Raw genomic sequence first — 14,331 nt, 5'->3', positions numbered from 1 at the left:
TATTCGTAATAATCCCCTATCCTAGACGTACGTTCCTATTATATAATATACGATTCTATTTATCTATGAGTTGCCCGCTCAATTATAATGAGGTGCTTAAAACGGGACTTTGTACTCAATAATTTTTAAAGTTAGACAAGATTTCTGTACGTATTATAGTTACCGACACGGGCCATATTTGTTCTCTACTCGCCAAGTAAAGAAAACTCAGGGACGCTTGAGCCTTTAGACGAAACGAAAACCGTGGTTCGCTGAAAAAAGCGTTTTTCGGTTTTGTGTCATGCTGCTAGAGCCTTCCTTAGAGCGCTTAAGCGTATAGGAAATAGAAAAAGGCGGTCTGTATCTTTGTCAACATAGACTGTTGTTTTAGACAGTAAAAAGGGGCTCTAGAAGTCAAAATATCACTTTCTAGATGCCCCTTCCCCAAAGAATATTGGCGATGGTTATTTTACTTTAACCGTACGGTAACCACTTTTGTTATTTGATGCATCCACGGCTCTTACTTTAATGTTTGTTCCTATTTTCTGCTTGCTTATTTTAATTTTGTAATTACCGTTTTTATCTGCTTTAGCCGATCCAAGTTTTTTATTGCCGACATACGCGGTAACTGTCGAAGATTTTTCTGCTTTTCCAGTAATGTATTTTGAAGAATGACTGACCGACTTCACTGTAGGAACACTTGGTGCAATTCTATCAAGTACATTTATTGTCTTCTGCTTACTAGAACCATAATTGTTTTTTGCGTAAACAGAAATCTTCGTCCCCGCCTTTTGTTTCGGAATTGTTATTTTATATTGGCCTTTACTATCGCTCGTTCCCTTGTATGTTTTCGAACCGATTTTCACATAAACGGTACTAGAGTTGCTTGTTTTCCCACTTACATACGTACTTTTATTACTAACCGTACTTACTGTTGGCAAGTTGGCAGGTGAACCAACTGTTGTTACTTTTGTACTGCTTGTACCATAATTATTTTTGGCATAAACAGAAATCTTCGTCCCTGCCTTTTGTTTCGGAATTGTTATTTTATATTGTCCACTGCTACTTGCTGTTCCACTATATGTTTTCGAACCAATTTTCACATAAACGGTACTAGAGTTGCTTGTTTTCCCACTTACATACGTACTTTGATTACTAACCGCACTTATAGTTGGTGTCGTTGCAGGTGAACCAACTGTTGTTACTTTTGTACTGCTTGTACCATAATTATTTTTGGCATAAACAGAAATCTTCGTCCCTGCCTTTTGTTTCGGAATTGTTATTTTATATTGTCCACTGCTACTTGCTGTTCCACTATATGTTTTTGAACCAATTTTAGCATAAACCGTACTATTTGAACTTGCTTTTCCACTTACACTCGTGCTCGTTGCACTGACTAAGTTTACTGAGACAGTTGGAGCTAAGTGAGGAGCAAGAACTTGTAGATCATATTTCCCTGTATAACTACCATATTTACTTATCTTAATATAGTAATCTCCCGCTTCAAAATAAGTAGAGTAATCTTCTGGCTTTGGATCATCAGCATTGCTATTATAAATTCCATTATCATTCCAAACCGTATTTCCTTTTCCATCGGTTACGGAGAAATTATACCACTCGATTTGAGAGTATAAACGGATATTCACCTTCCCTGCAGTGTTTAAATGAATCTTGTAAACATTTTCCGGATTACTTTGTGTTATAGTTCCTGAAACAGATTTACTGAATGGTAATGTTGTTATTCCACTTGCAGAAACATTGCCAATATGAAAGTTCGCCATCGATATAAAAACCAACATGGCAAGAAGCAAACAACTAATTTTTTTAAAGGCCCTTCTCAACATAACTCCTCCTTGTTTTTTACAAGATTAGGAAACCACTAAATCATTATACCTATAATATTAATAAATTTCTATAAAATATTAGGCAAACTTTCCTATCCTAACCGTGTGCTATAGGAGTTTTTTATCAAATCTGGATATATCCTTGTTAAGGTATTGAGTCATGGCCTCTTATTATATTTTTTAAGGATCATTTATTAGAAATTACCTCTTGAAAAAGGGCCGGATTTCTATATAAAAACAAGACGCAGATCACTCATTTTTACTTTTAGCGATTTACGTCTTTGTCGTTTTTATCCTTTAAGTAAAAAAACGACCCTTTCCTTCAGATAAATCGCTTTCTCTTTTAATCATTTTTCCGATTCATAGCCTCTTCTAAAAAACGAATTGTAAAGTCGACATACGAATCAATGAGATTTTGATTATAACTATGTGGTTCACCCATTAACGTTTTTTTATATTCTGGGATTTGTTCCCTGAATAAGTTCGGTAGTTCTGGTTCAAAATCAAAAAGGGCATGTCCTAAATGGTGTAGCAAACTTCTATTATATTCGTTCAATACATGTTGATTCGTACAGGTCATCTCTGCTCGCAAAGCTTTTGTATAATTTTGCACCGCTTCGTCAGATTTATCGAGCAAATAACATACTTTCCCAAATGCAGTATATAACTTATATGCCTCTTCAGCATCGTTGACATATTTTTCAGCTTCACTATACGCCACATATGATTCTCGTAGTTTATTCTCACGTTTATAATTGATTCCTAATATCATATACGCTTTAAGTAAATTTTCTTCGTCATGATTTGAAAGGTGTTGAACAGCCTTTTCTAACAGTTCAATTGCCTCTAACCGATGATTTTGATCAAGTGCCTTTAAACCTTCATTTAAAAAGGTTATTCCATTTTGAGAAGCACTATTACCGAATTCGACCATTTTCATTCTCCTCATTTCTTAGACTTTTGTCTTATTGAAGACTATTTAACCATGACAAACATACTGAACTACTTCTTCTTAATCCACTTAAAACCATCGCCTTTTGTTATAACAGCCACATCAATTGGGCCACCTACCGTTTCCATAGCAATTGACATCTTTCTTTCTAAAGAAGCTATATTTAACAACGATTCTGCCATATGTGCTAATTCCCTTGTAGGCAAGGCTTTCACAACTTCTAAAATAGGTTCAATAAAATTCTCACGTTTATAATCATCTAGTTTTTTCTGATACCTACTATATACTCTCATTATGGTATCTGAGATTTCGCTTTTTACTAATTCTAAATCAACAGCATCATTCAAACGATCAGTTAATTTATGAATCAATGTATCTGATAACAAATGCAACTCTTTTTGTAAAACTGTAGATACAAACCCTTCGACATCCTTATGAATACCATCTAGAAAACTTCTAATCATATCTCTTTGTGCAAAAGGAAGTATGACTGCATGAGTTGAATGATTAATGGTCCTTTTTCTTGTAAAGTACTTTGTTTTGTTATTAACTTTCCCATCGATGATTATTAAATGGACAGCTGGGAAAATTTCCTTACTACCATACCCCGCAAATACAATGCCAGAATAGTTTTCAGAGAAATCCTTTACTAACGATTGAATCAAGATATACTTCACCTTTTCCATCCATTCCTCTATGAACAAGTGGTTCTCGAATTCTTTATAAATCAATTCTTCTATGATTATTCCGTACTTTTCTAATAAAGGTTCATAATCACTTTGATTGAAACCTTTAGGAAACTTTTTTTCCTTTAATTTTATCCTTCTATTATGTAAGAATTCTCCCACCATATGTACATACATTTCTTGGATTTCATCTTGTAATCTTAACTCTCCATGTTCACTGTATAGATTCTTATTCATGTGAGACAGTTCTTCATATAAATCAATTACGTTGGCATATAGTGTACTTTTTATATACCTTTCTTCATTTACCTCAGACATGAATTGGTCATATTCATTTTTATTAAGAAACTGCAAGAAATCTTCCTTATATTGTTCAACTGTTTCAAATGGATCCGCACCTAATGTATTTTTATATACTTTTATAAGTGTATCCCATGGAACATCAAGCATCGAGGCCGAACCATAGGTCATCATTCCAACTGTATGTCTTTCCGAAAAACCAAATAATTTGTTAGCAGAATGATATACTTTCTTTCTCCCAATTGTAACCGCACTATCTGAAGCTAGTGCAATACCACCTGTATTCATTACTACGATTTCTGCAGTCATCCTAGTCACTCCTAGTTTTATGTCGTCTTACTCACCAAAAGCTTTCTCTACTTACCTAAATAGGTTTCTATTAAATAATAAGTTCTTTCTCTCGTCGTGTTAGTTAATCTATCTTTTGCATCAATTTCACCAAGAGCCTCTTTGTAATTTGTATCTTTTTCCTTGACCCATTCAATTTGTTCCTGCTTTAACTTTTCAAAAGCATCTTTTGGCATTGCATCTTTTAAAACACTCCATACTTCATTTAGTAATTCATCCCAATCATCAAGGTAATCTCCAAAAGCACCAATTGGAACATCACCTTTATGTTTCTGTTCAACCTTTTCATCTATCATCCTTGCTTTATCCGCATATTTCTCTTTTAAGCCACTATAATTTTTTGTTTCCCTCTTTTGTTCCCTTTCGTTTTTCGCCTGTTCTATCATATCGTCCATCGCACGTATACTACTTGAGTATTCTCGCGATGTAATGGATGCAGCTAATGCGTTTAATCGCTCCTTTGCTTCAACTAATCTCCCTTCATCTATCAATTTCATAATATATTTAGACTCTTCAGTAAATTTATCTGGTTCATCATCGCTCATTTCCACGGTTTCTTCCTCATTCTGTACGACATCTTTTTGTTTTGTTTGTTCTTCTTGGTCTTGTTGTCTTTCATCATCTTCCGCAACACGTTTCTTTTCTACTTGTGCTTTTTCATCTTTTGCTTGATCTTCTTCTATTTTATCCACCCTTATAAATTCTGCATGATCGATTGGTTCACCCATCATTTTGGCAATTATTATTTTATCTTTACCTTTAAAAGAACCTTCAAAAAAAGGAATAGTAGTACCATCTTCCGGATTAATCATTTCCATCATAAACGTATCATTTTGTAATTCGGTCAGTATGTATTCAGCAGTCATAGACTCGGATTTGTTTATTATCCTTTTTTCCCCTATCTCTATGTATTGTCTAGATTTCTTTCCATCAGCAACCGCTTCCCAAGTTCCAATAATTTTACTTTCGGTCGAATCTTCACAAGCAGTTAAAACAAGTATTGAAATAATAACCGTAAAGAGGGTCACCATTTTTTTCCGTAGCATCTTTTCCCATCTCCTCATTCCGTTCATATGTATGACTTTTCAATTAATCCTAGCTCCATGAACGGTTTTAATAAAAAAGTTCGTTGCATGACTTTTATAGCCTTACCATTTCAAGTAAACTTCACCTCTTATTATTTATCTTCCATTTCGAAAAACGGATCTCTCTTCATGACTCCTTTTGAATAAAGCCTTCGATACTCATTTACGATTAACTTCTCGATAAAGTTACTATTTGTGTCATTCGTTTCTGTTATCATCATTTCTAAATACCAGTTCGCCTTTTCCGATATATATAATTTTTTCTGGATTTTATTATTTTCATCAATCTCGTTATCTATGAGTTCTGGGAAAAAATTGCCTATCTCATCTATTGAATCTGGAGTAGAGCTGGCAATTTCACTTGCAAATTGAAAGGCTAACTCATAAGAAACCGGTATAATTCTCTCTTCTTTCAATTCCGCTTCTTCATATTTTGGATTTAGATCGTCGCGATTACTATCCGCGTAACTAGTAAATTCACTTTTTTCAAATAAGAAGTACTTATTACTTTTCGTTTTAAAAAGTTGCTGTAATTTTTTTACGACAGCACCTTTGTCATGTTCAAACTCTTCCGTATATCGTTCACAAATTTTCTTAGCAGTTTTCGTATTATAAACAGCACCTTCTATAACCTTTTTCATGGTCCCCCTCACCTTTTTTCGACTTAGTACTAACTCGCATGTTTAGAGTTTAAGTGATAAATTGTTATAAGTCAATATTTTTCTTATATTTAGCAAAACCTTTTCATGGAGAAAAAGAACAAGCTATTCAATGAGCAAAACAATGGAATGTCGAAAAATTAGTGGAAACTCTCCCGTTATCCCTGGAAATGGAGGAAATTTATAAACGAAGCAACAACAAATGGCATGCAACGAGCTGCTAAATTTTTGGAAATAACAATAGCTGAAGGAATGAATCGGGGCAACAATTAAGGGCTCTATTGAAATTGGTAGACATCTTGTGCAGTTCGCGTTACATTTTTATATCAATTAGCTAATTAAAGAAAAAAAGGACGATTGGAACTCGTGAAAGATTACGATTAAGGGATAGAGAAAGGGAACGATTTCGTTTATTTATTTATTAATACGATGCAGAGCTTTATTTAAACATTGAAGGCAAGCAGATATTTTCGCTTGCCTCCTTGATGAACGTAGTCTTTATTTAATTTTCTTTACAAATTCGGACTTTAACTTCATTTCCCCGAATCCACTAATTTTACATTCGATATTATGATCTCCATCAATGAGACGAATGTTTTTAATATTTTTCCCTTGCTTTAAAACGGATGAACTTCCTTTGACCTTTAGATCTTTAATAATGGTAATCGAATCACCGTCGGAAAGTAGAGTCCCATGCGCATCTTTCACCACATGTTCCTCTTCCGTATGATTACCATCTGATCCCATCCACTCATGTGCACATTCCGGGCACACGAATTGAAGCCCATCTTCATATGTATATTCAGATTGGCACTTTGGACAGTTCGGCAAATTCGACATATGCAACCCTCCCCTTTTGTTCGAATTGGATAAAAACATCATTTCCACAATTAGAAAATCTAGTTTCGTATTTAGTATAGCATATTTAAACAGTTTAAACTTTTAGGATGCGGATCGCTTAGCCTGTTCGCCGTTTCCATGTCCCGGTAACGATTAATGATTTGTCTTCTGTTATACGCCCATTGTGCACTTTTATACACTATCGTAGAGGGGCCAGGTCCGTTTTCACTTTTACTTTATTAGCCATTTCCGTTAAAATAAGTTCAATTAAGGCCGTGGTTCGTTATTATTTTCATTAATCGCATTACATCTCATTCGAATGAAATACAGCATGCTTGGTTCCAATAAGAAGGGAGCGATATAGATGTTCGAAGCTTTACTTATTGTCCTTATGCAATTCGTTATTGTTCCACTCACTACTTTGCGTACAGTTTTTGTTGTCAAAGGGCGAATTCAACAAGCCTCAATGATTGGTGGTTTAGAAGCATTAATTTATGTCATCAGTCTAAGTCTGATTTTTTCTGATTTAACAAATTACATGAATATGATCGCCTATGCTGTCGGTTATGCGGGTGGGGTCATCCTCGGTGGAAAATTAGAAGAGAAACTCGCCATCGGGTATCGAACCGTCAATGTTAGTTTAATGCAACGAAATGAACAGCTAACCGACCTGTTGCGGTCACAAGGGTATGGTGTAACGACCTTTATCGGTGAAGGTCGAGATGGGGAAAAACGGTATCGCCTCGATATATTAGTGAAACGGAGCCGTGAGAAAGCACTGATGGAATTACTGGAAACCGAAGAACCAAAAGCCTTCATCGTCGCCTACGAACCAACCAACTTCAAAGGTGGCTACCTTGTAAAAAGTATGAAACGCGCCGGAAACAAAATGAAAAAGGATAATGGCACAACGAAAGACGAGGAAAAAAGTAAGTAAATTACCATGTTGTAAAAAGCTGAAGAGGCGGTTCAGAAAGTCGTATTTTTGATTTCCGAATGCCCCTTTTCATGTTTCAAAACATTGATATATCAACATTCTTGATTATCACATTTTTTATGAAATCCACTTTTCGGACAACCTCCTTTCTTACCTCTAGTCAAGTACTTTTACAATACTTTTTAAGAATTAAATTTATGATTGGAGGAAGGGGGTACCCCCTTCCTCCAATCATAAATTTAGCGAATGCCAAAAAGACCTAACGATTTTTTGTTTTTTTCGCAAGGTCAAGTATGTTATAGTTAATTAAACCATTTACGAACAGGTGGATGCTGCTTCGTAATCATAGGTAATGTTGTGTGCAATAAGGTGAAATGCTACTTTTAAGAACTTATTCACACAAGCAATTGACGCAACTTTATGAGGCTTTCTCAGAGGTTGCGTTTTTAATTTGTCGTAATACTCCACCAGATGATTCTTTGTTTTTTGGCGTAGTGTAATCATCGTTTTAATCATAAAGAATAAAATTTTTCGTAGTTTATTGTTTCCCCTTTTATTAATCTTGTCCTTATAATGGGTATTACCTGACTGATAACGCATAATATCAATCCCCACATAGGCATTTAACTGCTTATGATTTTTAAAACGCCTGATATCACCCAACTCACCAATGATTCGAACAGCTGTTGTTTCCCCTATTCCTGGAAATGATAGAAGTACATGATATTCTGTGCGCTCATTAGAAAGCTCAACCATCTGCTTTACAAGCTGTTCTTTCCTCTCTTTTAAGTCTACGATGCGTCTTGCGTAATCTTTGACTTGTTCGCAACGTACATCATCTCTTGAGATGGCTGGATAGGAAGTTTTCGCGGCTTCAAGGAGGGCGATTCCTTTCTCTTCTGCTCGTTTTAAAGACAAATTTTTTCGTGTGTTTGCCTTTAATCGATTGCGAATGACCGTTTTTGAATGGGCTAACACTTCATCAGGATGTGGATACAATTGTACGATATTCAAAAACAGCGCAGAACGTTTCGTAAATAGCTGTTCCAATTCTGGAAAACTCAATTGAAGGATAGCGTGTAAACGGCTATATAAGTGCGTAATCTCACTGTCTAACTCATCATAGTAACGTGTGAGCCCACGCATCTGTTGGTAGTATTCATCTTCTTGATACGTCTGTTCACGTTCTACTCGAAAGTGCGATTTCGCTAGCTCATGTGCATCGCCTTTATCTGTTTTTTGGCGGCGCATCGAAGCCATTTGTAAGTTCGCTTCAAGTGGGTTAATACGGCAATATGTATAATCATAATCTTGAAAAAATCGTTCCAATGCTTTGGAATATACACCGGTTGCTTCAAAGACAATTTCAGGTGGTTGTCCATCTTGATAAGTTAGTGTTTGAAGCGTTTTATGAAGTTGTTCAAAAGAGGGACGATTATGTTCAATCTCTTTTTCTACTTCACATTGACGATACTGATTGTAAATGACCATTGTACTTTTTCCCATACTCACATCTAAGGCTACAACATGTTTCATGATTCTATTTTCTCCTTTTTAGTCAACCATAGAAGTCTTCACATTACCTTATCGATTCCATTTTCTTATACACGATCTCAAGGACCCAACATACTAAACTGATTCAAATAAGGTTGTGAAGTTGGTCTGTTTTTGATACGGACTCTTTATTGGTCCTAGAGGCTGTTCGACCTTCCTTCACTTCTACTATGAAAATAGTAGCACAAACCATGGCCTTGGTCTGTGCTACTAATGTTAGTATGTTTTTATAGTCTGTTCTTATATTTACTTTAGCACATTTATGAACGTAAAACTGAGTTCAGATGTCCTACAATCTTTCGTTATAATATCTAGAGCTTTATTGGGAATCTTCCTACCAAATAGTAGATAATGCAGGACTTGAAAGACATCTACAACGCCTGTTTTGCCGGAACCATTTTGGCCATAAATTCCAATTACATCAGCTTCTTCAAATAAAAGTCTTTTTGCTGAAGGGAAAGAGAATGGATTTCTTTATTAAAAGGGATTCTTAATCAAGAATTATTTAATTTAATTATCGCATTATATGAACGTTTCGCTAAGAATTTGTTTATTATTCATAATATTGAATCAAATTTAGTGCAAGCAAATATTGTTATCCCTATATATTATAAACGAAATTTAAAAGGTCAAGAAAACGGTTATGGAGAAATGCTACTATCCGGAAATAAACCTGAAGTAATGTCCGTTGAAATATACAACATTTTAACTCGCATGTTCACTTCTATTAGTAAGGTTCTTAAAGAATTGGTTCCAGGTCTAACAATAGAGTTACGATCGCTTGGAAAACAAACATTAAAAGATGGCAACATAGGTATAAGGGCTGAATTAATTGCAAAGCGTGAAGATACAGTTTTACCATTCTCCAGTGAGTCGAATGGAATTAAAAAATTGGTATCAATACTAAGTTCTTTAATTGTGATGTATAACGATGAAAACGCATGCGTCGTTATTGATGAACTAGATGAAGGAATATTTGAATTTCTTCTTGGTGAGTTAGTAAAGATTTTAAATGATAGCGGGAAAGGACAATTACTATTTACTTCTCATAACCTTAGATTATTGGAAGTTTTAGAAAAAGATAACCTCGTTTTCACAACAACAAATCCGTTTAATCGATATATTAATTTAAAAGGGATAAAAGAAACGAACAATATACGGGATGTCTATATACGCGCAATCCAACTTGGAAATGACGGTGAACCTGTATATGTTGAAACGAATAAATACGATATTATGGATGCTTCCGAGGAGGCTGGGGAAGTAAATAATGTCTAGGAAGGTAGTTGTACTAATTGTAGAGGGGGTTTGCACTCTCCCCTCTTACAAGATATGTAAAGGATAAACTAGGTATACATATACACACAACCCATGGTGATGTTTTTAGTGACTATAAGAATTCTAGAAAAAGCATAAAGTCAGTTATCGGTGACCAAATAACCCGAGTTATGAATGAAACAAAATTTAAGAAAAAGGATATCGTGGCAGTTATACAAATAACCGATACCGATGGAATTTTTATTGACGATACCTGTGTAAAAGTAAATCCGACAATACATTAAACAGTCAAAAGTGTCCATAAATCTATTGACATTTATACGCTTCTTCCTTTTTAACCACGATTTGGGCGTCTAAAATCCTTCTAGAGGACCGCTTCTTTCTTCTTGAAATATCGTACCCCTTTATTTTTCAATTTTTAACTTCATAATATCCCAAATTATGGAAATTAACCTCGACTTCCAACTTCATTACTAGTAATTTTCTCCCAAATGTTCTTGTAAAAAATGAATTCTCTTTATAATATAGTAAATAAGCAGGAAATTTGTCGTATTGTGTGCCTGTAATAATTTGGAGGTTATGTTATGTTAGAAAATCTTAAGAAATATTTTACACTAGAAAGGAGGTTAGTTTATTCTGTAACGGTAGGTTGGTCTCTCATTCTTTTAACAATTATTATGCTATTTTTATCCTCCTATTATTCTATTTTTGAAAACCTAGCTACTTTTCTATTTCTTTTAACCCCTATTTATTTATGCATCCGCTATTCCACTTTCGGTCCAGTTCTTAAAACGACGACTGCAGGTTTTACAATTGTTGCAGGTGTGTCCATTCTAGACTATATATTTTCCAGAAGAGGAACTAAAGGAAACATGACAATAGGAGCGTTATTCGGAGTAATCCCAGCTATCTTTTTTATTCTTATATGGAATACCTTAAAGGCCTTATATTATTTAATTAGAGAAACAATCACATTCTTCCAAAATAAAAATATCATTCTTGCTTCTATCAAAGGTCAGTCAGTAGCATAAATAATTTCATTGGGAGTTACATAAACAACGGGTTCAGACACATAAACCGTGTTGCTATCCCTACCCAAACCACTCCATAGAAATAATTAAACATCCATGATCATGCGCCAGACATGGATGAAAACAACTTTTTCACAGAAAGAAGTGGAACAACACCATTTTTTTATTTAAATCTTTTAGAAAGTAGGGAGAAAATGAAAGTAGGAATAGATTTAGGGACAACGAATTCTGCTGTTGCCTATATAAATACTAGTGGAAAGCCAGAAATCATACCGAATAGCGAAGGAGGACGAACCACCCCTTCTGTCATATTAATTGAAGAAGGTAAGGCGATTGTTGGTGAAGTAGCGAAAGAAGCCGTTATATCACAATTTGAAGATACAATTCAATTTGTAAAAAGGCAAATCGGTAATAAGAGTTTTAGATTTCCAATTCCAGGTTCAGATTATTTTATCGATGCTGTCGAGGCTTCTGCAATTATTTTAAAGAAAGTTGTGAAAAATGCAGAAGAAGCTTTAGGCGAACCTATTACAGATGTTGTCATCACCGTTCCTGCTTATTTTGATGATGCGAAACGAAATGCCACGAAAGATGCTGGAGAAATGATTGGTGTAAATGTTTTAAAAGTAATAAATGAGCCTACTGCTGCTGCATTAGCATATTATGACCCTGAAAAAGCTCATATCGAACAAAATATTGTTATTTACGACCTCGGTGGTGGTACGTTCGACTTAACAATTGTTCGTGTTCATAATTATGAAATTCAAGTTTTAGCTACAGATGGTGATTCAAGTTTAGGTGGTTTTGATTTTGATAATGCCATCTTCAATTATGCCGCTGAGAAGTTTGAAGAAGAAACAGGTCTTGATATTTACGATGATGAACAAGGACTACAAGAGTTAAGAGAAAATGCAGAAAAATGCAAAAAATCTCTTACAAAAAGAAGTAAATACACAATTCCTGTAACATCACAAGGAAAATCCGTTCGTATCGATATGACGAGAGAACTCTTTAATACATTAATAGAACCATTCTTAAAAAGAACCCAACAAATCATGGAAGAAACAATTGCTGAGGCTGGATTAGCTTGGAATGAAGTTGATAAAATTTTATTAGTAGGTGGTTCCACAAGAACACCCATAATTTCAAGCATGATAAAGGATTATACTGGAATCGAACCATCAAAAGAATTAAATCCGGATGAAGTCGTTGCATTAGGGGCAGCTGTCCAAGCCTCCTTTATAAAAACCGACGCTCACTCAAGTCATACAAGGAAAGTAAATATTCGTGATGTTAACTCACATAGCTTAGGAATTATTTCTAGCGAAGGAGTTGACGTGTTCATGAACTCGATTATTGTTCCTAGAAACTCTGAAATACCATGTGAAATGGCTAGAGAATTTTTCACAATCCAAGAAAATCAGGAAGAAATTTTTCTCCAGATAACAGAAGGTGAGGATGAGGATCCGAATTATGTCACAATTATTGGCCATTCAGTCATTTCCTTGCCAGAAAATCTCCCTGCAAATTCTCCAATCGAAATAAGAATTTCTTATGACCAAAATGGCATTGTTCACGTTTCGGCCAAAGATGTACGTAACTATATTGAGCTCGGGGAGTTTACGATAGAAAGGCAGTCCAATTTAACACATCAGGAAATTCAGGAAAAACAACAAAACTTACTTTCATTAGAGGTGGAATAAATGAATAATTACTATGAATTACTCGAGTTACATATGGATGCATCTGAATCCGAAATAAGAGAAAAAATTAAAACAGAACTTAGTAAATGGAGAAAACGTGTAAATGCACCAGATCCACAACGTCAAAGACTTGCCTCAGAAAGAATGGAGCTGCTACAGGAAGCGGAGGAAACGTTATTAAACCCGGAAAATCGAACGCAATATGATCTTCATTTACAACAATCAATGGCTCCTCAACAAGAATATAGAGCAGCTATAGAAGAAGTGGACAATCCAACTCAATTAAGCTTAGCAGATCAACTAATCGGGGAAGCAAACAATTTAATCAATCAAAACAATATAGCAGATGCCATTGTATACGCAAAAAGAGCAACAGAAGCTGATGGTAACCACCCATATGCTTGGTCCATTCTAGCAAGAGCTCATTTTCTTTGGGGAGAAGTACAAGATGCCCTTTATGAAATTAAACGTGCAATCAGTATATTACCTAACGAACCTCATTTCTATTATGTTCTATACCATTGCCAAATGAATCGAAACGATATAAATTACTCTGAAAAGATGAACTTAGCGACCGAAGCAATCAACAAAGCATTAAACATTGCTCCTAACGATCCTGATTATATCACGGAGGCGGCACGACTAGCTCTTGAGACAAAACAACTTGACTACGGGATAGATTTATTAAAACAGTTGGAGAAAAATCAAGGTTTAAATCCAGATAGTCGGAATATTCTTGCAGAGTTGTATTATTACAAAGGATTAAACTTGACTCATCGAGTGGACTACAACAATGGCGAAACGCTTTACTATTTTACAAATAAAGAAGCTTCTGTTCGAGGAAAAGACTTTTTTGTTGAAGCATCAAAATACGTAACGAATCAAAATCTTAGACAAGAAATCCAAAAGTGGATTGGTGTTGCAAACAACGCTTTGAAATTAAAAAATAACTATAAAATATTGGCTTTATTCCTACTCATCATACCAATGTTCCTAATCAGTTTAGAATCCTTTAACATCATTGGTATATTAATAAGTGCTGGAGCCGGTTACCTTGCTTGGAAAAAAGGACGCGTACCACAATATCAACTGAATCAAAAATATATTAACACCTTAAGATAGAATACATGAAAAA

General features: G+C 35.0%; 12 protein-coding genes. 5 read left to right on the top strand and 7 right to left on the bottom strand.

Annotation, left to right across the window (positions count from 1 at the left end; all coding sequences use genetic code 11):
* Positions 1-443: 443 nt before the first annotated feature.
* From BN2144_RS07290 to BN2144_RS07265, 6 genes are all read right to left on the bottom strand, one after another.
* The gene (locus BN2144_RS07290; RefSeq protein ID WP_222860090.1) at positions 444-1,778 is read right to left on the bottom strand and encodes an Ig-like domain-containing protein; all 1,335 of its coding nucleotides are present in this window, start codon (positions 1,776-1,778) and stop codon (positions 444-446) included.
* A gap of 388 nt (positions 1,779-2,166) precedes the next feature.
* Entirely contained in the window at positions 2,167-2,757 is a 591-nt protein-coding gene (locus BN2144_RS07285; protein ID WP_033827590.1) for a tetratricopeptide repeat protein, read from the bottom strand.
* Positions 2,758-2,825: 68 nt separating this feature from the next.
* A complete protein-coding gene (locus BN2144_RS07280; RefSeq protein ID WP_033827589.1) occupies positions 2,826-4,070 on the bottom strand; it encodes a hypothetical protein in 1,245 nt (414 codons plus the stop codon).
* A 47-nt stretch (positions 4,071-4,117) separates the two neighbouring features.
* Entirely contained in the window at positions 4,118-5,155 is a 1,038-nt protein-coding gene (locus BN2144_RS07275; protein ID WP_033827588.1) for a lysozyme inhibitor LprI family protein, read from the bottom strand.
* Between the two features lie 131 nt (positions 5,156-5,286).
* Positions 5,287-5,835 (bottom strand): hypothetical protein, encoded by a 549-nt coding sequence (locus tag BN2144_RS07270; protein ID WP_033827587.1) that lies wholly within the window; start codon positions 5,833-5,835, stop codon positions 5,287-5,289.
* A 516-nt stretch (positions 5,836-6,351) separates the two neighbouring features.
* Positions 6,352-6,693 (bottom strand): zinc ribbon domain-containing protein YjdM, encoded by a 342-nt coding sequence (locus BN2144_RS07265; protein WP_033827586.1) that lies wholly within the window; start codon positions 6,691-6,693, stop codon positions 6,352-6,354.
* A 364-nt stretch (positions 6,694-7,057) separates the two neighbouring features.
* Between BN2144_RS07265 and BN2144_RS07260 the strand changes: the two genes are divergently transcribed.
* Positions 7,058-7,630, top strand: coding sequence for a DUF2179 domain-containing protein (locus BN2144_RS07260; protein ID WP_033827585.1), 573 nt, complete (start codon positions 7,058-7,060; stop codon positions 7,628-7,630).
* Between the two features lie 315 nt (positions 7,631-7,945).
* Here the strand turns inward: BN2144_RS07260 and BN2144_RS07255 are convergent, their stop codons facing one another.
* Entirely contained in the window at positions 7,946-9,166 is a 1,221-nt protein-coding gene (locus BN2144_RS07255; RefSeq protein ID WP_033826380.1) for an IS110 family RNA-guided transposase, read from the bottom strand.
* A 597-nt stretch (positions 9,167-9,763) separates the two neighbouring features.
* On the opposite strand from BN2144_RS07255, the gene BN2144_RS07250 reads away from it, so the two are divergent.
* From BN2144_RS07250 to BN2144_RS07235, 4 genes are all read left to right on the top strand, one after another.
* Positions 9,764-10,462 carry an AAA family ATPase gene (locus BN2144_RS07250; protein WP_139017863.1) on the top strand — a complete coding sequence of 233 codons (699 nt, stop codon included), beginning with the start codon at positions 9,764-9,766 and terminating at the stop codon, positions 10,460-10,462.
* Between the two features lie 584 nt (positions 10,463-11,046).
* Positions 11,047-11,493 carry a hypothetical protein gene (locus tag BN2144_RS07245; protein WP_033827584.1) on the top strand — a complete coding sequence of 149 codons (447 nt, stop codon included), beginning with the start codon at positions 11,047-11,049 and terminating at the stop codon, positions 11,491-11,493.
* A 194-nt stretch (positions 11,494-11,687) separates the two neighbouring features.
* On the top strand, positions 11,688-13,196 hold the full coding sequence (locus tag BN2144_RS07240; RefSeq protein WP_033827718.1) for an Hsp70 family protein: 1,509 nt from the start codon (positions 11,688-11,690) through the stop codon (positions 13,194-13,196).
* Positions 13,197-14,318, top strand: a complete 1,122-nt coding sequence (locus tag BN2144_RS07235; protein ID WP_033827583.1) for a DnaJ domain-containing protein — start codon at positions 13,197-13,199, stop codon at positions 14,316-14,318.
* The last annotated feature ends 13 nt before the right edge of the window (positions 14,319-14,331 follow it).

The organism is Bacillus andreraoultii (genome assembly GCF_001244735.1).
Lineage (GTDB): Bacteria > Bacillota > Bacilli > Bacillales > Caldibacillaceae > Caldifermentibacillus > Caldifermentibacillus andreraoultii.
Note: the sequence above shows the minus strand (reverse complement) of the source record. Positions and strands in the feature narration are given on the sequence as shown.

Excerpts from the sequence above, each read along its gene's own strand:
- BN2144_RS07290 (WP_222860090.1), bottom strand. The coding sequence starts at position 1,778 with ATGTTGGTTTTTATATCGATGGCGAACTTTCATATTGGCAATGTTTCT.
- BN2144_RS07285 (WP_033827590.1), bottom strand. The coding sequence starts at position 2,757 with ATGGTCGAATTCGGTAATAGTGCTTCTCAAAATGGAATAACCTTTTTA.
- BN2144_RS07280 (WP_033827589.1), bottom strand. The coding sequence starts at position 4,070 with ATGACTGCAGAAATCGTAGTAATGAATACAGGTGGTATTGCACTAGCT.
- BN2144_RS07275 (WP_033827588.1), bottom strand. The coding sequence starts at position 5,155 with ATGCTACGGAAAAAAATGGTGACCCTCTTTACGGTTATTATTTCAATA.
- BN2144_RS07270 (WP_033827587.1), bottom strand. The coding sequence starts at position 5,835 with ATGAAAAAGGTTATAGAAGGTGCTGTTTATAATACGAAAACTGCTAAG.
- BN2144_RS07265 (WP_033827586.1), bottom strand. The coding sequence starts at position 6,693 with ATGTCGAATTTGCCGAACTGTCCAAAGTGCCAATCTGAATATACATAT.
- BN2144_RS07260 (WP_033827585.1), top strand. The coding sequence starts at position 7,058 with ATGTTCGAAGCTTTACTTATTGTCCTTATGCAATTCGTTATTGTTCCA.
- BN2144_RS07255 (WP_033826380.1), bottom strand. The coding sequence starts at position 9,166 with ATGAAACATGTTGTAGCCTTAGATGTGAGTATGGGAAAAAGTACAATG.
- BN2144_RS07245 (WP_033827584.1), top strand. The coding sequence starts at position 11,047 with ATGTTAGAAAATCTTAAGAAATATTTTACACTAGAAAGGAGGTTAGTT.
- BN2144_RS07240 (WP_033827718.1), top strand. The coding sequence starts at position 11,688 with ATGAAAGTAGGAATAGATTTAGGGACAACGAATTCTGCTGTTGCCTAT.
- BN2144_RS07235 (WP_033827583.1), top strand. The coding sequence starts at position 13,197 with ATGAATAATTACTATGAATTACTCGAGTTACATATGGATGCATCTGAA.